18 protein-coding genes and 3 pseudogenes are annotated in these 23,480 nt (G+C 64.9%); 17 read left to right on the forward strand and 4 right to left on the reverse strand.

The window, feature by feature from the left end; translation table 11 throughout:
• Positions 1-169: 169 nt before the first annotated feature.
• On the reverse strand, positions 170-1,201 hold the full coding sequence (locus OKW39_RS16045) for a CDP-6-deoxy-delta-3,4-glucoseen reductase (RefSeq protein WP_429563001.1): 1,032 nt from the start codon (positions 1,199-1,201) through the stop codon (positions 170-172).
• 92 nt (positions 1,202-1,293) lie between these two features.
• On the opposite strand from OKW39_RS16045, the gene OKW39_RS16050 reads away from it, so the two are divergent.
• The gene (locus OKW39_RS16050; protein WP_429563002.1) at positions 1,294-2,325 is read left to right on the forward strand and encodes an SDR family NAD(P)-dependent oxidoreductase; all 1,032 of its coding nucleotides are present in this window, start codon (positions 1,294-1,296) and stop codon (positions 2,323-2,325) included.
• Positions 2,326-2,437: 112 nt separating this feature from the next.
• Here the strand turns inward: OKW39_RS16050 and OKW39_RS16055 are convergent, their stop codons facing one another.
• Both OKW39_RS16055 and OKW39_RS16060 read right to left on the reverse strand, forming a co-directional pair.
• Complete coding sequence (locus OKW39_RS16055; RefSeq protein WP_090801547.1) at positions 2,438-2,626, reverse strand: hypothetical protein; 189 nt, start codon at positions 2,624-2,626, stop codon at positions 2,438-2,440.
• Positions 2,627-2,793: 167 nt separating this feature from the next.
• Positions 2,794-3,504 carry a pseudouridine synthase gene (locus OKW39_RS16060; protein WP_429563003.1) on the reverse strand — a complete coding sequence of 237 codons (711 nt, stop codon included), beginning with the start codon at positions 3,502-3,504 and terminating at the stop codon, positions 2,794-2,796.
• A gap of 94 nt (positions 3,505-3,598) precedes the next feature.
• Between OKW39_RS16060 and OKW39_RS16065 the strand changes: the two genes are divergently transcribed.
• The 9 genes and pseudogenes from OKW39_RS16065 (at position 3,599) to OKW39_RS16105 (ending at position 14,742) form a co-directional block, all read left to right on the forward strand.
• The gene (locus OKW39_RS16065; protein WP_429563004.1) at positions 3,599-4,867 is read left to right on the forward strand and encodes an MFS transporter; all 1,269 of its coding nucleotides are present in this window, start codon (positions 3,599-3,601) and stop codon (positions 4,865-4,867) included.
• 216 nt (positions 4,868-5,083) lie between these two features.
• Entirely contained in the window at positions 5,084-6,175 is a 1,092-nt protein-coding gene (locus OKW39_RS16070) for a MurR/RpiR family transcriptional regulator (RefSeq protein WP_429563005.1), read from the forward strand.
• Positions 6,172-7,161: an isoaspartyl peptidase/L-asparaginase family protein gene (locus OKW39_RS16075; RefSeq protein ID WP_429563006.1), complete on the forward strand. Its 990-nt coding sequence runs from the start codon at positions 6,172-6,174 to the stop codon at positions 7,159-7,161. Before OKW39_RS16070 ends, OKW39_RS16075 begins: the two co-directional genes overlap by 4 nt.
• 70 nt (positions 7,162-7,231) lie before the next feature.
• Positions 7,232-9,155 (forward strand): annotated as a pseudogene (locus OKW39_RS16080) (dipeptide ABC transporter ATP-binding protein).
• Between the two features lie 132 nt (positions 9,156-9,287).
• The gene (gsiB, locus tag OKW39_RS16085; RefSeq protein ID WP_090801538.1) at positions 9,288-10,850 is read left to right on the forward strand and encodes a glutathione ABC transporter substrate-binding protein GsiB; all 1,563 of its coding nucleotides are present in this window, start codon (positions 9,288-9,290) and stop codon (positions 10,848-10,850) included.
• Positions 10,851-10,966: 116 nt separating this feature from the next.
• On the forward strand, positions 10,967-11,887 hold the full coding sequence (gene gsiC / locus OKW39_RS16090; RefSeq protein WP_090801536.1) for a glutathione ABC transporter permease GsiC: 921 nt from the start codon (positions 10,967-10,969) through the stop codon (positions 11,885-11,887).
• A 7-nt stretch (positions 11,888-11,894) separates the two neighbouring features.
• Entirely contained in the window at positions 11,895-12,800 is a 906-nt protein-coding gene (gene gsiD / locus OKW39_RS16095) for a glutathione ABC transporter permease GsiD (RefSeq protein ID WP_184051631.1), read from the forward strand.
• A complete protein-coding gene (locus OKW39_RS16100; RefSeq protein WP_429563007.1) occupies positions 12,797-13,912 on the forward strand; it encodes a P1 family peptidase in 1,116 nt (371 codons plus the stop codon). The genes gsiD and OKW39_RS16100 overlap by 4 nt, the downstream gene beginning before the upstream one ends.
• Complete coding sequence (locus tag OKW39_RS16105; protein WP_429563008.1) at positions 13,909-14,742, forward strand: M55 family metallopeptidase; 834 nt, start codon at positions 13,909-13,911, stop codon at positions 14,740-14,742. Before OKW39_RS16100 ends, OKW39_RS16105 begins: the two co-directional genes overlap by 4 nt.
• A gap of 24 nt (positions 14,743-14,766) precedes the next feature.
• On the opposite strand, the gene OKW39_RS16110 is transcribed toward OKW39_RS16105, so the two are convergent.
• The gene (locus tag OKW39_RS16110; RefSeq protein ID WP_429563009.1) at positions 14,767-15,660 is read right to left on the reverse strand and encodes an alpha/beta fold hydrolase; all 894 of its coding nucleotides are present in this window, start codon (positions 15,658-15,660) and stop codon (positions 14,767-14,769) included.
• Between the two features lie 180 nt (positions 15,661-15,840).
• On the opposite strand from OKW39_RS16110, the gene OKW39_RS16115 reads away from it, so the two are divergent.
• The 7 genes and pseudogenes from OKW39_RS16115 to OKW39_RS16145 all read left to right on the forward strand — a co-directional run bounded on the left by OKW39_RS16115 (position 15,841) and on the right by OKW39_RS16145 (position 23,463).
• Positions 15,841-15,972: a hypothetical protein gene (locus OKW39_RS16115; RefSeq protein ID WP_429563010.1), complete on the forward strand. Its 132-nt coding sequence runs from the start codon at positions 15,841-15,843 to the stop codon at positions 15,970-15,972.
• Between the two features lie 363 nt (positions 15,973-16,335).
• Positions 16,336-17,601: a glycosyltransferase family 87 protein gene (locus OKW39_RS16120; protein ID WP_429563011.1), complete on the forward strand. Its 1,266-nt coding sequence runs from the start codon at positions 16,336-16,338 to the stop codon at positions 17,599-17,601.
• A gap of 477 nt (positions 17,602-18,078) precedes the next feature.
• A pseudogene (locus OKW39_RS16125) lies at positions 18,079-18,971 on the forward strand (IS30 family transposase).
• 53 nt (positions 18,972-19,024) lie between these two features.
• The gene (locus tag OKW39_RS16130) at positions 19,025-20,884 is read left to right on the forward strand and encodes a methyl-accepting chemotaxis protein (RefSeq protein WP_429563012.1); all 1,860 of its coding nucleotides are present in this window, start codon (positions 19,025-19,027) and stop codon (positions 20,882-20,884) included.
• 13 nt (positions 20,885-20,897) lie between these two features.
• Positions 20,898-21,173 (forward strand): hypothetical protein, encoded by a 276-nt coding sequence (locus tag OKW39_RS16135; RefSeq protein ID WP_090801524.1) that lies wholly within the window; start codon positions 20,898-20,900, stop codon positions 21,171-21,173.
• Positions 21,174-21,729: 556 nt separating this feature from the next.
• A pseudogene (locus tag OKW39_RS16140) lies at positions 21,730-21,843 on the forward strand (GNAT family N-acetyltransferase); the annotation flags it as partial.
• 67 nt (positions 21,844-21,910) lie between these two features.
• Positions 21,911-23,463 (forward strand): IS3 family transposase gene (locus OKW39_RS16145; RefSeq protein WP_244168772.1). Its coding sequence is split into 2 segments (ribosomal slippage): positions 21,911-22,373 and positions 22,373-23,463, totalling 1,554 coding nucleotides; the frame shifts between segments, so codons are not numbered across the junction.
• Positions 23,464-23,480: the final 17 nt, after the last annotated feature.

Consider the following 23,480-nt stretch of genomic DNA (forward strand, 5'->3'; position numbering starts at 1 on the left):
GCGCGAGTCCGTGACGAAGCCAGCGGCGTCCCTAAGGGAGCGGCGAGCGGCGACGTCGGAATTCGGACTGGATGCGGTTCATGCGCGAAAGAATACGATAAGAAAAGCGCTGGTGTAAACCATGAATTTGCACTGGCGCTGCATCGGGGGGGAATTTGCCGCCGTGCAATCAGACCGCGTTCGCGAGATCGGCCGCGCTGGTGAACGAGTCCGCGTAGAACTCGTCTTCCGGCAACTGGTGATGCTGCGTGAAGTCGCGCAGCGCCGATTCGACCATCACCGGCGCGCCGCATGCATATACCTGGTAGGCCGACAGATCGGGCAGATCCTCGATCACCGCCCGATGCACGAAGCCCGTGCGGCCCGTCCATGCGTCGCCCGCATCGGGTTCGGAGAGCACCGGCACGAACTTGAAGTTCGGAATCTCGCGCGCCCATTGCTCGGCGAGTTCGAGCAGATACAGGTCTTTCTTGCGGCGCGCGCCCCAGTAGAGCGTCATGGGGCGCGTCATGTTCTTGAACACCGCATGCTCGACGATCGCCTTCAGCGGCGCGAAGCCGGTGCCCGACGCGAGCAGCACAATCGGCTTGTCCGAGTCTTCGCGCAGGAAGAACGTCCCGAGCGGCGCTTCGAAGCGCAGGATGTCGCGCTCCTTCATCGTGTTGAACACATGGTCGGTGAACGCACCGCCGGGCATGTGGCGGATGTGCAGCTCGACCGGGCCTTCGACGTGCGGCGCGCTCGCCATCGAATAGCTGCGGCGCTTGCCGTCCTTCAGGATGAATTCGAGGTACTGGCCGGCCAGATATTGCAGACGTTCGTTGGCGGGCAGTTGCAGCTTCACGACGATCACGTCGTCGGCCTTGCGCTCGATCGCGTTCACGCGGCACGGCAGCTTCTTGACCTGCACATCGCCGACGCCGGCCACTTCGCGGATGTCGACTTCGAGATCGGAGCACGCGCTCGCGCAGCACAGAAGCGCCATGCCGCGCGTCTTTTCGTCGTTCGACAGCGCCGACGACGAGTGCGCGCGCTGTTCGACCTCGCCGCTCACGACCGTGCCTTTGCACGAACCGCACGCGCCGTTCTTGCAGCCGTACGGCAGGCCGACGCCTTGACGCAGCGCTGCGGAGAGCACCGGTTCGTCCTGTTCTACCTGAAACTGCCGGCCGGTTTGCCGGAGCGTGACGTTAAATGCCATAAAGTGTTCGGAATCGAAAATTCGGAATCGTAATGGGACCCGCCGGATCAACTGCGGTACCTGTTGCGTGTGACCGCTACAATGCGCCCACCATGAAAGCGACACGAAACTTCCGCCGGCCGCGCGTGCTGATCGTAGGATGCGGCGACGTCGGCATGCGCTGCGTGCCCCTGTTGCGGCCGCGCGCGCGTATCTTCGCGTTGACGAGCCATGCCGCGCGCTGCGATGAGTTGCGCGCCGCGGGCGTGATGCCGCTCGTCGGCGATCTCGACGCGCGCGGCAGCCTCAAACGGCTCGCGCGCCTCGCGCCGACGGTGCTGCATCTCGCGCCGCCGCAGAAGTCCGGCGACGACGATCGACGCACTCGCGCGCTGCTTGCGACGTTAGGTGCCGCGGGCCGCATGAACGCTTGCGCGGCGAGGTCGTCCGTCGCGCCGATCGCGCGGTTGCGCCGTGCGCGCGCTTCAGGTCTGGACGCTGAAACACCCGATATTGTACCCGACGGGGTGCGCCGGACCGGCGCTTCGCGCGTACCGATGCGCATCGTTTACGCGAGCACGACGGGGGTCTACGGCGATTGCGGCGGCGCGTGGATCGATGAAACGCGCGCGCCGCGGCCCGCGAATGCGCGCGCCAAACGTCGCGTGTCGGCCGAGCGGCAGTTGCGGCGCGCGACGGCGCGCGGCAGCGTCGCCACGAGCATCGCGCGGATCCCGGGCATCTATGCGCGCAACCGTCTGCCGCTCGCGCGGCTCGAAAGAGGCACGCCGGCGCTCGTCGATGCCGACGACGTCTACACGAATCACATCCACGCCGACGACCTCGCCGCGATCCTCGTGCGTCTCGCCACGCATGGCCGGCCCGCGCGCGCACTGCACGCGTCCGACGATTCGTCGCTGAAAATGGGGGAGTATTTCGACGCGGTCGCCGATGCGTTCGGGCTCGCGCGCCCGCCGCGCATCACGAGAGAGCAGGCGGAGCAGCAGATCGATCCGCTGCTGCTGTCGTTCATGCGCGAGTCGCGCCGGCTCGTGAACCGGCGTCTGAAGGAGGAATTGCGGGTACGTCTGCGCTATCCGAGCGTCGAGGATTTTTTGCGCGAGGCGAACGGGAAACGCGGCTAGGGCGGCAGCAGAAACAAAATGTCGCCTCGCGAGGGCGGAGTTGCCCCGCAAAGCGTATCCGCCGCACCGCATCAATGCGCCGCGCAACACGAGCTGCGCGGTCCAACCGGCATCAGGTCAGCGCAGGCAGCACTTCCAGCAACAGGAAGCACAGCATGCCGCCGATCAATGCGCCGATCAGATTCGGATGGTACTTATGGCGCAGCCGCATGATGACCAGCAATCCGCCGACCAGCAGCAGCGCAAGGCAGATAAACGAGATCATCGCGTGCGAAAACGCCATCGTGCCGTCGATTTGCATGGCGCCCCTCCTTGAAACCTTTGTAGTCGTTTGTTTAGACGAGTATAGGGCGATATGTAAGCAACGGCATGCTGCAACGCAACGGCCTATGTTCGGTGCACCGCAATGCGCGCGGGCTTTCTCCGGCGCATCAAGGGCTTAGGCGGGCCCTCATTGCGGCTAGTCGTTTACCCGGCCCGCAGCGCGGCAAGACCCGCTGCGTCGAGCCATTGCCATGCGCCGGGCGCGAGCGCCGCGGGAAGCGCGAGCGCACCGATCCGTTCGCGATGCAGCGCCTCGCAGCGGTTGCCCGAGGCCGCGATCATCCGCTTGACCTGGTGGTATTTGCCTTCGAGCACGGTGAGCGCGAGCGTGTGAGTGTCGCGCGCCTGGGCGTCGAGCGCGGCGCTGGGTTTCGTTTCGCCGTGCAGCAGCACGCCGTCGCGCAGCGCGGCGAGCTGCGCGTCGTCGAGCGGATGGCGCGTGGTCGCGACGTAGAGCTTCGGCACCTTGCGTTTCGGCGACGTGAACTGATGCACGAACTTGCCGTCGTCGGAGAGCAGCAGGAGGCCCGTGGTGTCCTGATCGAGACGGCCGACGCACTGCACGCCGCGCTCGGCGAACTGCGGCGGCAGCAGGCTGAACACGCTCAGATGATGCTGCGGATCGCGCGAGCATTCGTAGCCGATGGGCTTGTTCAGCAGCAGATACGCGTGCTCGCGATACGGCCATTCGACGCCGTCGACGCTAAAGCGCAACGCGCCGCCATCAACAGCGAAATCGGCGTCGGCATCGGTGCAAATCGCACCGTCGACGCTGACGCGGCCGTCGCCGATCAGCGCACGGCATTGGCGGCGCGAACCGAAACCTTGAGTGAAGAGGATGCTTTCGAGATTCATGGCGAGCGAAGAATAACACCGCAAGAACCGGAGCGCCCCGCGGGCCCTGAGCGCCGACGATGAATGCCTCACGTCAAACCTCGGGAGTGCATCGATGTCCGCCACGTCTTCCTCTTCGTCGTCTTCGCCGTCCAATGCGCAACGTCTGCCCCGCGCATTCCAGCGCCTCGCCTGGTCGAACCTGTGCGCGCAATCGGCGGAGCAGATCAGCCTCGCCGCCGCGCCGCTCGTCGCGGTGTTCGCGCTCGGCGCCGACGCGCGCGATACTGGTCTGCTGCAAACCGCGCAGACGCTGCCGTTCCTGTTGCTGTCGATGCCGCTCGGCGTCTGGGCCGACCGCCGCTCGCGCCGCGTGCTGATGACGCTCGCCGAGAGCGTGCGGGTCTGCGCGATGCTGTGCGTGCTGCTGCTGGTGCTCACGCATGCGCTGAACCTGCCGCTGCTCGCCGCGCTCGGCTTCGTCGCCGCGACGGGTACGGTCGCCTACAACGTTGCGGCGCCGTCGCTGGTGCCGTCGATCGTGCCGCGCGACGCCTATGCGAGCGCGAACGGCCGGCTCGAACTCGCACGCAGCGTCGCGTATTCGGCGGGGCCGGCGCTGGGCGGCGTGCTGGTCGGCTGGATCGGCGCGGGCTGGGCGTATGGCGGCGCGGCGATGTTGTCGGCGTTCGCGGTCGCGTTGCTCGCGGGATTGCGCGAGCCGCCGCGCGCGGCCGCGCCGCGGCGGCACTTCATGCTGGAGCTGCGCGACGGCACGCGCTTCGTGCTGCGCGATCCGTTGCTGCTGCCGATGCTGCTGACCGCCGTGTTCTTCAATCTCGGCTTCTTCATCCTGCAGGCGATCTATGTGCCTTACGCGGTGCATCGGCTGGGGCTCAATGCCTCTGCGGTCGGCGTGACGCTCGGCGCGTACGGGGTCGGCATGGTCTGCGGCGCGCTCGCCGCGCCCGCGGTCGCGCGGCGTCTCGCATTCGGCCGTCTGCTGATCGTCGGACCGTCGTGCGGGCTGCTCGCGTCGCTCGTGATGGTGGCGACGCTGATCGTCCCATCGTTCTGGCTCGCGCTCGCGAGCTTCTTCCTGCTCGGCGCGGGACCAATCCTGTGGGTCGTCGGCTCGACCACGCTGCGTCAGGCGATCACGCCCGAACGGATGATCGGCCGCGTGTCCGCGCTGATCAGCACCGCCACCTACGGCGCGCGGCCGGTGGGCGCGCTGCTCGGCGCCGCGCTCAGCGCGCGCTGGAGCATCGACGTGTGTCTGGTCGCGGCGTCGCTCGCGTTCGTCGTGCAGGCGCTGATCATCGTGATGTCGCCGGCGGCGCGGCTGCTGGGCATTCCCGAACAGAGCGCGGCGGCGTGCTGAGCGGCGGAGCGCGGCACGCGGTGAAGCCACCCATCGCCCCGATGAAAATGGATTTTCATCGGGGTGCGGCATGGCGTCGATGCTGAACTCGATTGTCTGAAGACCTTCGGTCGGTGAAAACCCTCGAAATAATGAAAATGAATTTTTTTCGACGCGTGTTTCATGTAAATATAATTTCATCCTGTTCACATAGAACAACCGCGCCTTTCCGCTCGCATGATCCATCACCCGTCCGCCGTGTCGAACTCCGCCGAGCAGGCCATTGCCGCGCGCATCACCGCCGCGATGCCGACGCTCACGCCAATCCACCAGCGCATGGGCGAGTACGTGCTGGCCCATCTGTTCCGCGCGGCGACGATGCGTATCGACGAGCTCGCGAGCGTGGTCGGCGCGTCGGTCGCGAGCGCGAATCGCTTTGCGCGCGCGCTCGGCTTCGACGGTTATCCGCAGTTTCGCGAGGCGCTCGTGCGTGGCTTCGAGGCGACGCTCGCGCCGGTCGAGCGGCTGCGCAGCGCGCAGGAAACGCTCGCGGCCGGTGACGATCTGATCGACGCGTCGCTCGAGCAGGCCGCCAACAATCTGCACGCAACGCGTACGTCGATCGATCGCGCGACCGCCGACGCCGCCGTCGACGCGATCATCGCCGCGCGTCGCGTATTCGTGATCGGCTTCGGCGCCAGCGCGTTTCTCGCGAGCCTGATGGAGCACGGACTGCTGCCGTATCACGACAACGTGCATTCGCTGGCGCTGAGCGGCGGGCCGTCGCATGCGGCGCGGCACCTCGTGGGTTCGGGCCCGGGCGATCTCGTGATCGGCATCGCGTTTCCGCGCTATGTCGATGACACGATCGAGCTCGCGCGCCGCGCCTCCGAACGCGGCGCGCGCGTGCTCGCGCTCACCGACGGTCCGCGCTCGCCGCTCGTGCGGTTCGCGGACCTGGCGCTGTATGTCCGCACCGACCGGCGTCTCGCGTCGAATGCCGATTCGGCCGTGCTCGCGGTCATCGAGGCGTTGTGCGACGCGGTGGCGTATCGCGCGCAACGCTCGGTCAAGGCGGCCGCCGAGGTCAGCGAGTTCGTGCTGCCGTGGCTGTTCGATCCGCAGTCGGGCGCGGCCGGCGCCGCGCAGGAGCCGGCGCGCGCCCTGAGCAAAGCCGCGCGCGCGAAGGCTGCAAGGCTAAAACACAGCGACGGCGCAAAGGCCGACAGCACCCAAGCCGGAAGCACGAAAGCCAGGGATGCCGAAGCAAAAGCCATCACAGCACCCCGCACTCCCCGAACCACCCGCACTCCACGATCCAAACGATGAACTCCAACGCAGTCATTGCCATTCACGGCGGGGCCGGGACGATCCTGCGCACGTCGATGTCGGCCAGCGCCGAAACCGGATATCATGCGGCGCTCAACGCGGTGCTGAGCGCTGGCCAGCGCGTGCTCGCCGACGGCGGCAGCGCGCTCGACGCGGTCAGCGAAGCGGTGCGGCTGCTCGAAGACTGCGCGCTCTTCAATGCGGGGCACGGCGCGGTCTACACGGCGGCCGGCACGCACGAGCTCGACGCCGCGATCATGGACGGCCGCACGCTCGACGCGGGCGCGATCTGTTGCGTGAAGCGCGTGCGCAATCCGATTCTCGCCGCGCGCCGCGTGCTCGAGCGCAGCGACCACGTGCTGTTCACCGGTGACGGCGCGGAAGCGTTCGCGGCCGCGCAGGGGCTCGAGTTCGTCGACAACAGCTACTTCGATACCGACGCGCGCTATCGCCAATGGCAACTGGCGCGTGAGCAGCAGCGTCCGATGCTCGATCACGACGCCGCGACGCTCGCGTCCACGGCTTCGAGCAGCGACGACCCGACGCCGCACGAGCCGATCGATCCGAATCGCAAGTTCGGCACCGTCGGCGCAGTCGCGCTCGACCGCCACGGGCATCTCGCCGCGGCGACCTCGACGGGCGGCGTGACCAACAAGCAGGTGGGCCGCGTCGGCGATACGCCGCTGATCGGCGCGGGCTGCTACGCGGACGACGCGACCTGCGCGGTATCGACCACCGGCGCGGGCGAAATGTTCATGCGCATGGTCGCCGCCTACGACGTCGCCGCGCAGATGGCCTATCGCCAGGTCTCGCTCGAAGAAGCCGCGCACGACGTCGTGATGAACCGCTTGCCGAAGATCGACGGACGCGGCGGCCTCGTCGCCGTCGACGCGCGGGGCAATGTCACGCTGCCGTTCAATACCGAGGGTATGTACCGCGGTTTCGCGCGGCTCGGCGAAGCGCCGGTGACGGCGATCTATCGCTAGCCGCTGGCGCGTGTCGCCACATGCCTGAGGCCCCGTTAGCCGCGTTCGAATTCAAAGCAAAGGAACCACCGTGCCGACTTCCTCGCACACCGCCAGCCCGCGTATCGAAACCCTGCCGCCGCAGCGCGTGCTCGCGGTCGACGATCTGACGGTCGCGTTCCGCCGCGGCGACTCGACCTTCAACGCGGTGCGCAATCTGTCGTTCACGGTCGAGCGCGGCGAGACGCTCGCGATCGTCGGCGAATCGGGCTCGGGCAAGTCGGTCACGTCGCTGGCGCTGATGGCGGCTGATCGAGCATGGCGGCGGCCGTCTTGCCGGCGGCAGCATCGCCTTCCGGCGGCGCGACGGCAGCGTGCTCGATCTCGCGAAGGCGTCGTCCGGCACGATGCGCACGGTGCGCGGCGCCGACATCGCGATGATCTTCCAGGAGCCGATGACCTCGCTCAATCCGGTCTTCACGGTCGGCGATCAGATCAGCGAGGCGATCGCGCTGCACCAGGGCAAGAGCCGCGAGGCCGCGCGCGCCGAAACCTTGCGTCTGCTCGAGATCGTGCGGATTCCCGAGGCAAGGCGCGTCGCGGCGCGTTACCCGCATCAGCTGTCGGGCGGCATGCGCCAGCGCGTGATGATTGCGATGGCGTTGTCGTGCAAGCCCGCGCTGCTGATCGCCGATGAACCGACCACCGCGCTCGACGTCACGATCCAGGCGCAGATCCTGCAACTGATTCGCGGCTTGCAGGACGAGATGAACATGGGCGTGATCTTCATCACGCACGACATGGGCGTGGTTGCCGAAGTGGCCGACCGCGTGCTCGTCATGTATCGCGGCGAGAAGGTCGAGGAGGGCGCGTCGGACACGCTGTTCGCCGCACCGTCGCATCCGTACACGAAGGCGCTGCTCGCGGCGGTGCCTCGTCTCGGCTCGATGCACGGCACCGATCAGCCCGCGCGCTTTCCGATCCTGAGCGTCGAGCAGGCCGGTGCGAACGGCGCCGATGCCGCGGTGCAGCCGGCGGCGGCTGTCGCCGAAGAAGCGCAGCCGCTGGTGCGCGACGACACGCCGCCGATCCTGCGCGTGCGCGATCTGGTCACGCGCTTTGCGGTCCGTAGCGGCCTGTTCGGCCGTATGACGGGCCGTGTGCATGCGGTCGAAAAAGTCAGCTTCGATCTGCGGCCCGGCGAAACGCTCGCGCTGGTCGGCGAGTCGGGCTGCGGCAAGTCGACCACGGGCCGCTCGCTGCTGAGGCTCGTCGAAAGTCAGAGTGGCTCGATCGAATTCGCTGGCAAGGAAATCAGCTCGCTGACCGGGCCTGCGTTGCAGGCGCTGCGTCGCGATATCCAGTTTATTTTCCAGGACCCGTTCGCGTCGTTGAATCCGCGCTTGACCGTCGGCTTCTCGATCATGGAGCCGCTGCTCGTGCATGGCGTCGCGCAGGGTGGACAAGCGCAGGCGCGCGTCGCGTGGCTGCTCGAGAAAGTCGGTTTGCCGGCCGAGGCCGCGCGCCGCTATCCGCATGAGTTTTCGGGTGGGCAGCGTCAGCGTATCGCGATTGCTCGCGCGCTCGCGCTGAATCCGAAGGTCGTGATCGCCGACGAATCGGTGTCCGCGCTCGACGTCTCCGTGCAGGCGCAGATCGTCAATCTGATGCTCGACCTGCAGCGCGAGCTCGGCGTCGCGTATCTGTTCATTTCGCACGACATGGCGGTGGTCGAGCGGGTCAGCCATCGCGTCGCGGTGATGTATCTCGGCCAGATCGTCGAGATCGGTCCGCGTCGCGCGGTGTTCGAGGCGCCGCAGCATCCGTACACGAAGAAGCTGATGAGCGCGGTGCCGGTCGCCGATCCCGCGCGCCGTCACGCGCAACGCATTCTCGCCGCCGACGATATTCCGAGCCCGATCCGCGCGCTGCACGACGAGCCGGTCGTCGCGCCGCTCGTCGCGGTGGGACCGGATCATTTCGTCGCGCAGCATCGCGTCGGCGGCGCTTATTGAGCGAAGCGCCGCATCGCGTTAAAGCAAAAAGATCCGAAGCAAAACCCGCAAAACCCGCAGCACCCGCAGCCGAAGCACAAGCCAACCATAACGACCCTGTCACACCCTTAACTCGCAGCCTGGAGCAATCTCATGAACCTGCTGTTCCCGTCCTCTCCGTTTCGTTTGCGCGCGCTCGTCAGCGGCGGCGCGGTGGTGTTCGCGACGCTCGCGGGCAATCTGGCGCACGCCGAAACGACGGCCGTGATGGCCGTCGCGTCGACCTTCACGTCGCTCGATCCGTACGACGCGAACGACACGCTGTCGCAGGCGGTCGCGAAATCGTTCTATCAGGGGCTGTTCGGCTTCGACAAGGACATGAAGCTCGTCAACGTGCTCGCCGACAGCTATGAGGCGAGCCCCGACGCGCGCGTCTATACGATCAAGCTGCGCCATGGCGTGAAGTTCCAGGACGGCACCGACTTCAATGCGGCCGCCGTGAAGGCGAACTTCGACCGCGTGACCGATCCGGCCAACAAGCTGAAGCGCTACAACATGTTCAGCCGCATCGAGAAAACGGAAGTGGTCGATCCGTACACGGTGCGCGTCACGCTGAAAACGCCGTTCTCGGCGTTCATCAACGTGCTCGCGCATCCGTCTGCGGTGATGATCTCGCCGGACGCGCTGAAGAAGTACGGCAAGGACATCGCGTTTCATCCGGTCGGCACGGGCCCGTTCGAACTCGTGAAGTGGGACCCGGCCGGCGACCTGACCGTGAAGAAGTTCGCCGGCTACTGGAAGAAGGGTTATCCGAAGATCGATGCGATCGACTGGAAGCCGGTCGTCGACAACAACACGCGTGCCGCGCTGATCCGCACCGGCGAAGCGGACTTCGCGTTCCAGGTGCCGTTCGAGCAGGCCGCGCAACTGCAGTCGAGCCCGAAGGTCGATCTGATCGCGGCGCCGTCGATCATCGAGCGCTACATCAGCATGAACATGAACCAGAAGCCGTTCGACAACCCGAAGGTGCGTGAGGCGCTGAATTACGCGGTCAACAAGGAAGCGCTGACGAAGGTCGCGTTCGCCGGGTACGCGACGCCGGCCGACGGCGTCGTGCCGCAGGGCGTCGACTATGCGGTCAAGCTCGGACCCTGGCCGTACGATCCCGCGAAGGCGCGCGAACTGCTGAAGGAAGCGGGCTATCCGAACGGCTTCGAAACGACGCTGTGGTCCGCGTATAACTACTCGACTGCGCAGAAGGTGATCCAGTTCGTGCAGCAGCAGCTCGCGCAGGTCGGCATCAAGGCCAGCGTCGAGGCGCTCGAAGCGGGTCAGCGCGTCGCCAAGGTTGAAAGCGCGCAGGATCCGGCGACCGCGCCGGTGCGGATGTACTACGCGGGCTGGTCGTCGTCGACCGGCGAGGCGGACTGGGCGATCAGCCCGCTGCTCGCGGGCTACTCGATTCCGCCGAAGATGGTCAACACGTCGTACTACAAGAACGACGCGGTCGACAACGATCTGAAGCAGGCGCTCGAAACGACCGACCGCACGCAGAAGGCCGCGCTCTACACCGACGCGCAGAAGCGCATCTGGGCCGACGCGCCGTGGATCTTCCTCGTCAAGGAGAAGGTCGTGTATGCGCGCAGCAAGCGTCTGTCGGGCGCTTACGTCGCGCCGGACGGCTCGTTCAACTTCGACGAGATCGCGATCAAGTGATGAGCTGACGAGGCGGCATGCGCAGGCGGCGGTTCACCCAGCCCGCCGCCGCACACGAGTCCTCGTTGCCCGCCTGATTTGCCGCTCAATTGCCGCTCATTTGCCGGACTGGTTTCATGCTGAACTTCCTCGTCAAACGTCTGCTAGGTCTGCTGCCGACGCTCTTCATCGTCGCCGTGCTGGTGTTCCTGTTCGTGCATCTGCTGCCCGGCGATCCGGCGCGGCTCGCCGCCGGTCCTGAAGCGGACGAGGCGACCGTGGCGCTCGTGCGCTCCGACCTCGGGCTCGACAAGCCGCTGCCGCAGCAGTTCGTCCGTTTCTTCTGGCGGATGGCGCATGGCGACTTCGGCGTTTCGACGCGCAGCAAGCGGCCGGTGAGCCAGGAGATTGCGGAACGCTTCTTCCCGACGTTGTGGCTGACGATCGCGAGCATGGTGTGGGCGGTCGTGATCGGCATGGCGATCGGCATCGCCTCGGCGGTGTGGCGCAACCGCTGGCCGGACCGCCTGGGCATGACGCTCGCGGTGTCGGGCATTTCGTTTCCGGCGTTCGCGCTCGGCATGCTGCTGATGCAGATTTTCTCGGTGCAACTCGGCTGGCTGCCGATCGTCGGCGACGGTTCGTGGCGCAGCTACGTGCTGCCGTCGCTGACGCTCGGCGCGGCGGTCGCGGCCGTGATGGCGCGCTTCACGCGGGCCTCGTTCGTCGAAGTGCTGCACGAGGACTTCGTGCGCACCGCGCGTGCGAAGGGCGTGCCCGAGCGGCTCGTGATCATCAAGCACTGCCTGCGCAACGCGCTGATTCCCGTCGTCACGATGATGGGGTTGCAGTTCGGCTTCCTGCTCGGCGGCTCGATCGTCGTCGAAGTGGTGTTCAACTGGCCGGGCCTCGGCCGTTTGCTCGTCGATGCGGTGTCGATGCGCGACTATCCGATCATTCAGGCCGAGGTGCTGTTGTTCTCGCTCGAATTCATCATCATCAACCTGATCGTCGACGTGCTGTACGCGGTGATCAACCCGACCATCCGTTTCAAGTGAGGCCCGCATGAGCACCACCGCCACCGGGCCGAATGCGGCCACTCCCGTTGCCTCCGAACGTGCGATCCGCACACCGTGGAGCGAGTTCTGGCGCAAGTTCCGCAAGCAGCATGTCGCGCTGGCCGCCGGCGTGTTCGTGCTGCTGCTGATCGTGGTCGCGATCATCGCGCCGCATATCGTGCCGTACGACCCCGAGAATTTCTTCGACTACGACGCGCTGAACGCGGGGCCGTCGGCCGCGCACTGGTTCGGCGTCGATTCGCTGGGCCGCGATATCTTCAGCCGCATCCTCGTCGGCTCGCGCATTTCGCTCGAGGCAGGCTTTCTGTCCGTGGCGATCGGCGCGGTGATCGGCACGTTCTTCGGCCTGCTTGCCGGTTACTACGAGGGCTGGTGGGATCGCATCACAATGCGCGTGGCCGACGTGCTGTTCGCGTTCCCCGGCATTCTGCTCGCGATCGGCGTGGTCGCGATTCTCGGCAACGGCATGATCAACGTGATCTGCGCCGTGGCGATCTTCAGCATTCCGGCGTTCGCCCGGCTCGTGCGCGGCAATACGCTGATGCTCAAGCAGCTCACCTATGTCGAGGCGGCGCGCAGCATCGGCGCGTCGGACTGGACGATCATGGCGCGGCACATTCTGCCGGGCACGATTTCGTCGGTCGTCGTGTATCTGACGATGCGCATCGGCACGTCGATCATCACGGCGGCGAGCCTGTCGTTTCTCGGCTTGGGCGCGCAGCCGCCGACGCCCGAGTGGGGTGCGATGCTCAACGAAGCTCGCGCCGATATGGTGACCGCGCCGCATATCGCGCTGTTTCCGAGCCTCGCTATCTTCCTGACCGTGCTCGCGTTCAACCTGCTCGGCGACGGTCTGCGCGATGCGCTCGATCCGAAGCTGGATCGGCCATGAGCATGAGCAACCATCATTCGGCTGAGCGCGCGCCGCATCTCGGCACGTTGCCGGCCGGAACGCTCGGCACGATCGCCGACGTGGACGGCGTCAGCGTCGGTCATTGCACGCTTGCCGAAGGCGCGCTGCAAACCGGCGTGACCGTGATCCGGCCGCATCGCGGCGATCCGTTCGTCGACAAGGTGCCGGCCGCCGCGTCGGTGATCAACGGCTTCGGCAAGAGCATCGGGCTCGTGCAGCTCGACGAACTCGGCACGCTGGAGACGCCGATCGCGCTGACCAACACCTTCGGCGTCGGTACGGTCGCGCAGGCACAGATCCGCGCGGCGATTCGCGCGAATCCGCGCATCGGCCGCGAATGGTCGACGGCCAATCCGCTCGTGTTCGAATGCAACGACGGCTACCTGAACGACATTCAGGCGCTTGCCGTGACCGAACGGCATTTCACCGAAGCATTCGACGCGGCAAGCGCCGCTGTCGCGAGCGGTGCGCTCGGCGCGGGGCGCGGCATGTCGTGTTTCGATCTGAAGGGCGGCATCGGCACTGCGTCGCGCCTGTTCAGTGCGGCGGGCCGCGACTACACCGTTGGCGCGCTCGTGCTGGCCAACTTCGGCCGTCTGCCGATGCTGACGATCGACGGCACGCCGCTCGGGCGCATGCTGGCCGAACGCGCGGCCGTCGCTGAGGCGGCGAATGCTGCCAGTGCCGCTGCTCACGCGACCCCCGAGCAACCCGAGCAAGGCTCGATCATCATGATCGTCGCGACCGATGCGCCGCTCGACGCGCGCCAGCTGAAACGCCTGTCGTTGCGCGCGGCGGCCGGTCTCGCGCGCACCGGCTCGGTGTACGGCCACGGCAGCGGCGATATCGCGCTGGCGTTTTCGACCGCGTACACGGTGCCGCACGGCGCGGACTTCGTCGCGCTGCCGCCGCTGGTCGCGGATCACTGGATGGACCCGCTGTTTCGCGCCTGCGCCGACAGCGTCGAGCAGGCGATCGTCGATGCATTGTGGAGCGCCGAGACCGTCACCGGTCGCGACGGTCATCGGCGGCTGTCGCTGCGCGACAGCGTGCCGGACCTTGCCCACTTGCTGAGGAATTCCGTGCGATGAAAGTCCTGATCTCCACCGACATCGAAGGCATCGCCGGCGTGTTCCATGCCGAGCAGACCCGCGCGGGCAACGGCGAATACGAAGCCGCGCGACGCTGGATGACGCTCGAAGCCAACGCGGCCATCGAAGGCGCGTTCGCGGGCGGCGCGACCGACGTGTGGGTCAATGATTCGCACGGCGGCTTTCGCAACCTGCTGCCCGATCTGCTCGATCCGCGCGCCCAGCTCGTGCTCGGCAAGCCGCGCACGCTCGGCATGATGGCCGGGCTCGAATACGGTGCAGCGCTGGTCTTCATGATCGGCTATCACGCGAAGGCGCAAGCGCGCGGCATCCTCGCGCACACGATCAACAGCTTCGCGTTCGCGCGCGTGGCGTTCAACGGCGTGGAGCTGGGCGAAGCGGGGCTGTACGGTGCGCTCGCCGAAGAATATGGCGCGCGTGTGGTGCTTTTATCGGGTGACGACGTGTTCGCCGAGGAAACCGCGCCGCGTTTTCCCGGCGCGCGTTTCGTCGTCACGAAGACCGCGACCGGGCAAGCAAGCGGCGTCACGCAGTCGCCTGCGAGCGTGCGCGAGGCGCTGTGGGCCGCCGCGCGCGACGTGGTCCGTCAGCATGTCGAAGCGGGCCGCGCGCCTGCCGCGACGCGCGCGGAGCCGCGAACGATCGACTGCGAACTGCGCGTGCAAACGAGCGGGCTCGCCGATCTGTTCTGCCAATGGCCGACGCTTACGCGCGTCGATGGCGTGACGTTGCGCTTCAGTGCGGCGTCGGCCGAGCATGCGGTGCGGATGCTGAACTGTCTGTCGGCGATGTCGTTCATGCTGCGCTGAGCCGCGCGGCGTCGAGCCGCCGGCTTACTGCTGCTGCCGGCTCAACTCGCGCGCCGCGTGATCGATCGCCTCCGCTACCGCCCCGGCGTGCGACACCGGCGCGAGATGGCTCGACGCGATCGGCACCACCTTCGCGCCGATGCGCGCGGCGATCATTCTCTGCAGATCGGGCGACACCGCGTGGTCTTTCGTCGTCAGCACGTACCACGATGGTTTGTCCTTCCAGCCGACCTGATCGACCGGTTCGTCGAATGCGCTCGCGGCGATCGGCACCTGCGCGGCGGCGAGCACGCGTGTGACGGTCTCGGGCACGTCGGCGGCGAGATCGGCGTGATAGCGTGCGCGGTCGATCCACAAGAACCCGTTCGCGTCCTTGCTGATGCTCTGGCCGGCCGGCATCGGCCCGCCGGCCTTCATCACGTCCATCGCCGATTCGTGCAGTTGCGGCGCAAGCGCGGCGACATACACGAGCCCGGCGACGTTCGGCGCGTTCGCGGCGACCTCGGTGATCACGACGCCGCCCCACGAGTGCCCGACCAGCAGCACCGGACCGTTCTCGCGATCGAGCACGCGGCGGGTCGCGGCAACGTCGTCGGCGAGCGAGGTCAGCGGGTTCTGCACCGAGCTCACGTGATAACCCTTTTGCTGCAGCTTCGCGACCACGCCGTTCCAGCTCGATCCGTCGACGAACGCGCCATGCACGAGCACGATGTTGCGCACCGGGCCGCCGAGCGCGGCGGCAGGCGGCTTGCTGGCAGTAGCGGGGGCAGGCGCTGGCGCAGGCTGGCCGCTTGCCTGCGACGCGGCGTCATCGGCCGGTTGCTGGGCGGCGGGCACCGTCTGCGCGAGCGCGGACGGACTGACGCCCGCGAAACTGAGGCACAACACGGCGGCGCAAAGCAGACGTTTGGCCAACATAGTGAAGCTCCGCAGCGTGAAAAGTGGACTTCGGCAACATACCCGGGCGCAATCCCCGTGACAATCACAATCCGCGCGCTTAAGTGCGGCGCAGAACGAAGCGGGCGGCTCCGGAATGTCAGAGGAATATCGGTCGGGTAAAGTTAGCGGTTTTGCCAGACCGGACCGTACGGTCCAGCCGTGCAATCTGCCACAGCGCTGCCTTCGACAGCGTTCAACGTCCAGCGGCGACATGCGGCGAACACAGGGGCGCTGACGCCGGGCTTGTCGATCTCGGTGTGGCTGGTGCCGGCATGGCTCGTGCTGATGTAGGGCGGCTACGTGATCAAGCGACGCCGCGAGGTTGCGCGCGCTGGCATGGGGGGCCGCGAGCCGATAAGCGCCGATCGGCGCGACGCGTGGTATTCCGCGGCGAACACGGCGATTCGCCGCCGACGAACGATCTTCGCGCGCCGAAGTTCCCGACATTGGTCGGTCTCGTGTGGGCGAGCGCACAGATCGATTTTTGCGAATCGGTAATCTCTGTCCGGTCGTCCGGCACGAAGCCGGCATGGCTGGCCATGCCGGCCATCCCCGGACCGTACCGGCGACATGGTCTGCTGGTACGCCCCCGCTAGCGCGGGTCTCAAGGGCGCAGCAACTCCCACGTTGATTGACATACCGCGGAGAGACACCATGTTCAACGCAGGCGCCGTACGGACCAGGTCGAACTTCGGCGCGGGTGCCGCGCTCCTTTTGCTGATTGCGGTAGCCTGCCTCGCGCTGCGTATCCTTCACGTCGTCGCGAAGTTTCGTGGCAACGTCCCTGACGCCTTCGGCGATTTCAATTTCTACCTGTACGCCTTCAACGTCGTGCTGCATGACCCGGCGCGCCTGTACGATCACGACGCGCTCATCGCGTTTTTGCAGGGCATCGGCGCGCGCTCGACGGGCGACGACATCTTCTACGCCTACCCGCCGCAGTTCGCGCTGGTGTTTGCGCCGCTCGCGCTGCTGACGCCGCTCGCCGCGAAAATCGTCTGGGCGAGTGCGTCGATCGTGTTGTTCTCGGTGGCTTTGTATCTCGTCGTCACGATGGCGTACCGCGGCACGGAGCGCAGCGTGAATCTGCTGCTGGTGGCGGTCGCGCTGCTGAGCTTTCCGCTCGTCGAAGATACCTACGACGGCCAATCGAACGAACTGCTGTTCTTCCTGTTGATTGCGACCTTCGCGCTGATCGAGCGTGGCAAAGGTTATGCCGCTGGACTCTTTCTTGGCTTTGCGATCGCGATCAAGCTCACGCCCGTGGCCGTCGCCGGCCTGCTGTTGCTGCGTCGCGAATGGCGGACGTTCGTGATGGCGAGCGTCGTTGCGATTGCGTTGACGTTGATCACCGGAGCGCGCCTCGGCTTCGACGTTTTGTGGCACTACTTCGTGTCGGACATGCCGCGCCTGAACGGCATGGCACTGGCGATGAGCGGTGGCGGCGCGCCGATGAACAATGCCGTGAGGGGCGCGCTGCAGACGCTATCGGCGACGATCGGCATGCCGGTGTCCGGTACGTTGCTGTCGATTGCTTCGCATGCGGTGGTGCTGGCTGCTTGCCTGCTGTCCGCGTATCTGGTGTTTCGCCGCCATCGGGACAGCCGCATCGACTACGCGCTCGCGTCGATGACGATGCTCGTGGCTTATCCGATCCTCGAGCCGATCCACATGGTGCTCGCGTTGATCCCGTTGCTGATTTTGCTGGAGACCGCCTTCGAAGCGCGCGGCGGGCAACTGTCGGCGCTCGGTCCGAGACTGGAAATGCTGCTGGCCGCGATCGTCGTAGTCTTGCTGTTCTTTGCGGCGCGATTCGTGTCCTACACGGTCGCGGCGCTGATCATTTACGGGCTCTGTGTCGCAAGGTACTTTCCACCGTCGGGAGTGAGGCGGCGAGGGCGTGCTTACCAGCCTGGATGAATGATCCCGGTGTGGCTAAAGGGTTCGTGATGGGAGATGCGACTGGCGATGTCTTCCTGACGATTGGGAATCGGGAAGATTGTTTGAGCAGGGCCGGAATGAAAAACCCCCTGCTATCGCTTTGCTTGAGCGGGTTTGAGGAATTTTGCCGGTACGGATACCACCAAAAATACCACCGGGCGTGCGTATTTGCCGGAATGAGCGAGCGAAAGCTTATCGGCGAACCGGGCATATTACAGTCGGGCGAGTTCGACCCGTTCCAGCCCTTCGGCGAATTTTTGAGAACGTCTTCATCCCATTCAAAAGCGGCCGTTCCGGCTCGCTCAAAGGGGCGAGGCCCGACTTGGGCCGATCAATGGTCGGTCCCGCCCGGACGATCCGTGGCCGAGTGTGGCGAGGATGGCATTAGTGAGTTCGAGCATCGCCGAATGATATTCCGCGGGCAAGCATTTGAGTGCGGAAGAACGCGCGGCGATCATGATCGAACATCGAAAGGGCGGCAGCATAAGAACTATTGCGGGGCTGCTGGTGCGCAGCGCTTCGACGTCGTCGGCGCTGCGTACGGCCGCGCAAGTTGATCGAAGGCAGCGCGCTTTATCGGCATGTGCATGATCACCTGGTCTACTGGCGCTGGTCGCCGCAGCAAATCGCTGCCAAACTGCGGGCCATGTATCCGGACGACCCAAGTCAGCACGTCAGCCACGAGACGGTCTACGCTGCCATTTACACCTATGCACGTGGCTCGCTGAAACCGGCCATGATCGCAGCCTTGCGCCAGGAAAAACCGGCGCGCGGAAATCGGCGCACGACGCTTGCTGGCGGCAGCTATGTTCCCGAGGATTTGCGCATCCAATATCGCCCCGAGCAGATCGAGCAACGGTTGTTGCCGGGGCACTGGGAGGGCGACTTCATCGAGGGTGCGTTTAATCGTTCCGCCGTGGGCACGCTGGTCGAACGCAAGACGCGCTTCGTGATTCTGTGCCGCATGGATGGCTGTACGGCCAAGGATGCGCTGGAAGGCTTCTCGCGGCAAATGAAGAAGTTGCCGGCCTTTCTTCGCGAGAGCCCGCCCTACGATCGGGGAATGGAAATGGCCTGCCATGTCGAGCCTCTCCAGGCGGCTCAATATCGATATCTGGTTTGCTGATCCGCACGCGCCCTGGCAGCGCGGCAGCAATGAGAACAGCAACGGCTTGCTGCGTCAGTTTCTGCCAAAGGGCACGGGCCTTTCGACGCTCTCGCAGACCCAACTCAATGACATCGCCAAATTGCTCAACGGGCGGCCTCGCCAGACGCTCGGCTGGGACTCCCCCGAGGAAGCAATGGCTAAAGAGTTAGAGAAAGCTGGATTAGCTAAACGTTGCACTTGACTCTTGAGACCGCCAAGAGTCCTGCCGTAGCAAGGCTCACCAGTGCGTCCGTCATGGCGATCGCGAAACGTTCAGAAACTCTTAAGTATTGTGCAGTTCAGTCGATAACCGGTAAACGAATGTTGCATGAACGTTATTCTATGCAACATATGATGTCAACCAGTCCTACGGAGAAAAACATGGGAGTACGGACACTGAACGCCAATCTGCGGGCCATGATGGCCTTATTGATTCTTGGCCTTCTGGCGGTCGCAGGTACCGAGTCAGGGCTCAACAGGATGTCACTAATGGAGGGACGCAAAGTCGCCCTGCAACAAGAGGTCGAGACTGCAATGAGTGCCGCTGAGCGCTGGAAGCAGCTAGCTGATTCAGGCGCCATCTCGCAGTCGGACGCGAAATCCAATGCAATTTCGGAGCTTAGGGCGATGCGATATGGTGCCGATGGCAGCGGTTATTTTGGAATCTACGACTCGAACGCGGTCAGAATCCTGAATCCGACAAACCCAAAACTCGAGAATCAGAGCGCCGCCGGCTCGACTGATCCGAACGGGAAGCACGTCGCACTCGAGGTCATAAGAAGCAATGACCCAGGAGCGAATCACCTGACGCAGTATCAATGGCCACATCCCGGGCAGACGAAACCGGTTGATAAGCTGGTGTACAGCGCCTATCTGCCGACGTGGGACTGGCATGTATATACAGGTGCCTACGTTGACGATATTGACACAACGTTTGAACGCGACCTGATAAAAGGCTTGGCTTCCGTAATTTTAGTTGGTTTCTTGCTGTCGGGAGTCATGCTGCTACTCATCCGCAGCGTGAGTCGCTCACTTGGTGGAGACCCCGCAGTTGCAGCGGCTGTCGCACAGGAAATTGCGAGAGGTAATCTCCTGGTCGACGTCAAGGTACCGTTCTCGGGTGGCGTTAGTCTCATGAGCTCGCTCGCTGAAATGCGGGACAGGCTGACGGCCATCGTGCAGGGCATCAAGACCTCCAGCGAGTCGATCTCGGTCGCCGCAGGCGAAATCGCGCAGGGCACCACCGATCTGTCGCAGCGCACGGAAGAGCAGGCCGCATCCCTCGAGGAAACCGCCTCGAGCATGGAAGAGCTGACGGCAACGGTCCGCCAGAACGCCGACAACGCGAAGCAGGCGACCGCGCTGGCCAGTACGGCGTCGGGTATCGCGCAACGCGGCGGGGAAGTGATCGGACGCGTGGTCGAGACGATGCACGGGATCTCCGACAGCTCAGCCAAGGTGACCGAGATCATCAGCGTGATTGAAGGCATCGCGTTCCAGACCAACATCCTCGCGCTCAATGCCGCGGTCGAGGCGGCCCGCGCCGGCGAACAGGGGCGGGGTTTTGCCGTCGTGGCCGGCGAGGTCCGCACGCTCGCTCAGCGCAGCGCCACGGCGGCCAAAGAGATTAAGGAGTTGATCGGCGAATCGGTGACCCGGGTAGATGCCGGCTCGAAGCTCGTTGAGGAAGCTGGTAGCACGATTAAGGAAATTGTTCAGTCGGTGCAGCGCGTGACCGACATCATGAGCGAGATCGCGGCAGCATCGGAAGAACAGAGCACCGGCATCGGGCAGGTCAATACGGCCGTCACCCAGATGGACGAGGCGACCCAGCAGAACGCCGCGCTGGTCGAGGAAGCCTCGGCAGCGGCGCAATCGATGGCCCAGCAGGCCCAAGGGTTGCGTGACGCAGTGGCCGTCTTCAAGGTCGACGACGGGAGGGCATCCGCGTCACGAGTGATTGCCCCGCCGAGCGAACCGCGTCGGCCGGCACCGAAGGTTCGCACGTCCCATCCTGCCGCGTTGACAAGGCGAGAGACGGCGCCCCTCACTACCCCGAAGAGGAACACACTGGCTTCGTCCGGCACCAGTGCTGAGGACTGGCAGGCATTCTGAGCGGATCTGAAAATTGGACCATGCGAACGACGCATTCGAACGAATCAGCAGGCTCGTGACCGCCAACACGAAGACAGTGAGCGCGCTTGTCGCGCGGGCGATGGTCCTGGGCAGGTTTCTCGATGCAGCCTTGCCCCACCTGACGACGTTACAGCGCGCCGGGATCGCCGGGTCATTCTGGCAGGGCATTGAAGAGGCCATGTCACTGATGGACGATGTGCCCCTGCCCGCCGACTCCTCTCAAGTTCCGGCGTGGCCCTCTGAAGCCGGAATCTTTAGCCGACCCTAACCCGGTCGACTTTTTTCGACCGCATCGGTCCGCATGAGCGCATGCACACGAGCGAACCGCGCGTTGGTGTGAGAAGCGATAACCATTTTTGTCTGGAAGTGACTTCCAGCGATACCCAAACCGCTTTAGCGGCTAACTCGCCATTGCGGAAGCACTGGCATGGCGAGAAGCACAGGGACGGCTGTTCCAGCGGACGGCGCTATCGGCCAGAATGGCCATCGAAATCTGAGCCGCCGCGCACAGTGCTTGAAAATGAAGCCGGCTCGTCCGACGAATCGTCAGTCGCCTTTGCTTCGCCAAGTGGCGACTCGTCGCTCATCAGCAGACGTTCGCCATTCGACTGCGAAGGAGCGTTCGTGGCCGAACCTTGCCAATCGTTGTGCGATCGACAAGTGCCGTGTCATCACCGGCAGCACGCGACCCGTAAGCGACAGAGGTAAATCGCGAAAGTGGCTGCACAAAGGCTGTGCCGCCACGCGGTTCGATGCGTGCGGTTGTTGGCTCTCGGCCCACATGTTCTAATGGGGTCATCTATTTCCGGTGCCCCGCCCCCGTCATGCCATTATTCGAGCCCGTCACGCTGACTACCCCACGCCTCGTTCTGCGGCCGCTTCGTCATGAAGACGCGCAACCACTGTTCGCGATCTGGTCGGACGCGGATGCCCCCCGGCGTCAGACTACTTGTCGTGTTATCTGAATCTTATAGACATGGTCCGGGGGCGGTAAAATCAGGGTGAATGAAAGCCTACTCAGCAGAAAGAAAAGAAGCGCTGGTGCGTCGCATGATGCCGCCGGAAAACGCGTTGGTCTCAGCGCTGGCCAGAGAAACGGGAATTACCGAACAGACGTTGTACACGTGGCGCCGACAGGCGAAAGGACAAGGGCTGGCCGTGCCGGGCGATGGGAAGAATCCCGAGGGATGGTCTTCGGAAGACAAGTTTGCAGTAGTGCTGGAAGCCGCCCCGCTCAACGCAGCGGAGCTGGCCGAGTACTGCCGGCGCAAAGGACTCTATCCCGAACAGATCGCGGCGTGGCGAGCGGCCTGCCAGGCAGCCAACGCGAATGCCACCGAGCAGGCACGCGAGCAGCGCCACCAGTCGAAAGACGACAAGCAGCGCATCCGGCAGCTCGAGAAGGAATTGCAGCGCAAGGAGAAGGCGCTAGCGGAAGCGGCGGCGCTGCTGATTCTGAGAAAAAAAGTCCAGGCGATCTGGGGAGACAAAGAGGACGATTGATCAACGTCCCGGATCGCCTGTTATGTATATCGTTGATACGCGAGGCGGCGCAGTCAGGCTGCCGGCTGGAGAAGGCTTGCGACGAGTTGGGCGTGAGCCTGCGCACGTTTCAGCGCTGGGTCGGTGACGGTGACACGGTACGTGCTGATGGTCGTACCACGACCGAACGGCCGCCGCCGGGCAACCAGTTGAGTGAGGCTGAACGGCAACAGATTCTTGAGGTAGCCAATAGTGCGGAGTTTGCCAGTCTGCCGCCCAGCCAGATCGTGCCGAGGCTGGCCGATCGCGGCGTGTATGTCGCATCGGAATCGAGCTTTTACCGCGTGCTGCGCAGCGCCTCGCAGCAGCACCATCGTGGTCGTGCGCGCAAGCCCTCGACCCGGGTAGTGACCAGTCATTGCGCGACGGCGCCCAATCAGGTCTGGTCGTGGGACATCACCTGGGTACCTGCGGCGGTCAAAGGACAGTATTACTACTGGTACATGATGCTGGACGTGTTCAGCCGCAAGATTGTCGGTCACGAAGTGCATGAGGCCGAATCGGCAGAACTGGCCGCGTTGCTGATGCGGCGTGCCAGTCTGGCAGAGGGCCTGGCAGGACGTCCCCTGGTGCTGCACTCGGATAATGGCAGCCCGATGAAAGGTGCGACGATGCTTGCCACCCTGGAGAACCTGGGGGTCGTGGCCTCGTTTAGCCGACCACGCGTGAGTAACGACAACCCGTACGCAGAGTCGCTGTTCCGGACCTGCAAGTATCGGCCCGACTACCCGCGCAAGCCGTTCGGCAGCGTTGATGAGGCGCGGGCCTGGACGCAGCAGTTCGTGCGCTGGTACAACCATGAGCACAAACACAGCGGCCTCAAATTCGTCACGCCGGCCCAGTGTCATAACGGCGTGGCGAATGCAGTTCTTGCGCAACGTGAGATCGTTTATGCGGAGGCCAGGCAGCGCAATCCACGGCGTTGGTCCCGATCGACGCGCAACTGGAAATTGAAGGATGAAGTCTGGCTCAATCCGGAGCGCATGCAACCGGAAGAACTAAAGCAGTGCGCATGAGGTGACGCGACAAGTAC

It is taken from the genome of Paraburkholderia sp. MM6662-R1 (assembly GCF_050436245.1).
Classification (GTDB): Bacteria; Pseudomonadota; Gammaproteobacteria; order Burkholderiales; family Burkholderiaceae; genus Paraburkholderia; species Paraburkholderia tuberum.

Bases quoted from the DNA above. Each gene is read 5' to 3' on its own strand.
- OKW39_RS16120 (WP_429563011.1), top strand. From the start codon at position 16,336: ATGTTCAACGCAGGCGCCGTACGGACCAGGTCGAACTTCGGCGCGGGT.
- OKW39_RS16050 (WP_429563002.1), top strand. From the start codon at position 1,294: ATGAAAGCGACACGAAACTTCCGCCGGCCGCGCGTGCTGATCGTAGGA.
- gsiD (WP_184051631.1), top strand. From the start codon at position 11,895: ATGAGCACCACCGCCACCGGGCCGAATGCGGCCACTCCCGTTGCCTCC.
- OKW39_RS16110 (WP_429563009.1), bottom strand. From the start codon at position 15,660: ATGTTGGCCAAACGTCTGCTTTGCGCCGCCGTGTTGTGCCTCAGTTTC.
- OKW39_RS16045 (WP_429563001.1), bottom strand. From the start codon at position 1,201: ATGGCATTTAACGTCACGCTCCGGCAAACCGGCCGGCAGTTTCAGGTA.
- gsiB (WP_090801538.1), top strand. From the start codon at position 9,288: ATGAACCTGCTGTTCCCGTCCTCTCCGTTTCGTTTGCGCGCGCTCGTC.
- OKW39_RS16065 (WP_429563004.1), top strand. From the start codon at position 3,599: ATGTCCGCCACGTCTTCCTCTTCGTCGTCTTCGCCGTCCAATGCGCAA.
- OKW39_RS16075 (WP_429563006.1), top strand. From the start codon at position 6,172: ATGAACTCCAACGCAGTCATTGCCATTCACGGCGGGGCCGGGACGATC.
- gsiC (WP_090801536.1), top strand. From the start codon at position 10,967: ATGCTGAACTTCCTCGTCAAACGTCTGCTAGGTCTGCTGCCGACGCTC.
- OKW39_RS16130 (WP_429563012.1), top strand. From the start codon at position 19,025: ATGGCGATCGCGAAACGTTCAGAAACTCTTAAGTATTGTGCAGTTCAG.
- OKW39_RS16060 (WP_429563003.1), bottom strand. From the start codon at position 3,504: ATGAATCTCGAAAGCATCCTCTTCACTCAAGGTTTCGGTTCGCGCCGC.
- OKW39_RS16055 (WP_090801547.1), bottom strand. From the start codon at position 2,626: ATGCAAATCGACGGCACGATGGCGTTTTCGCACGCGATGATCTCGTTT.
- OKW39_RS16105 (WP_429563008.1), top strand. From the start codon at position 13,909: ATGAAAGTCCTGATCTCCACCGACATCGAAGGCATCGCCGGCGTGTTC.
- OKW39_RS16100 (WP_429563007.1), top strand. From the start codon at position 12,797: ATGAGCATGAGCAACCATCATTCGGCTGAGCGCGCGCCGCATCTCGGC.
- OKW39_RS16070 (WP_429563005.1), top strand. From the start codon at position 5,084: ATGATCCATCACCCGTCCGCCGTGTCGAACTCCGCCGAGCAGGCCATT.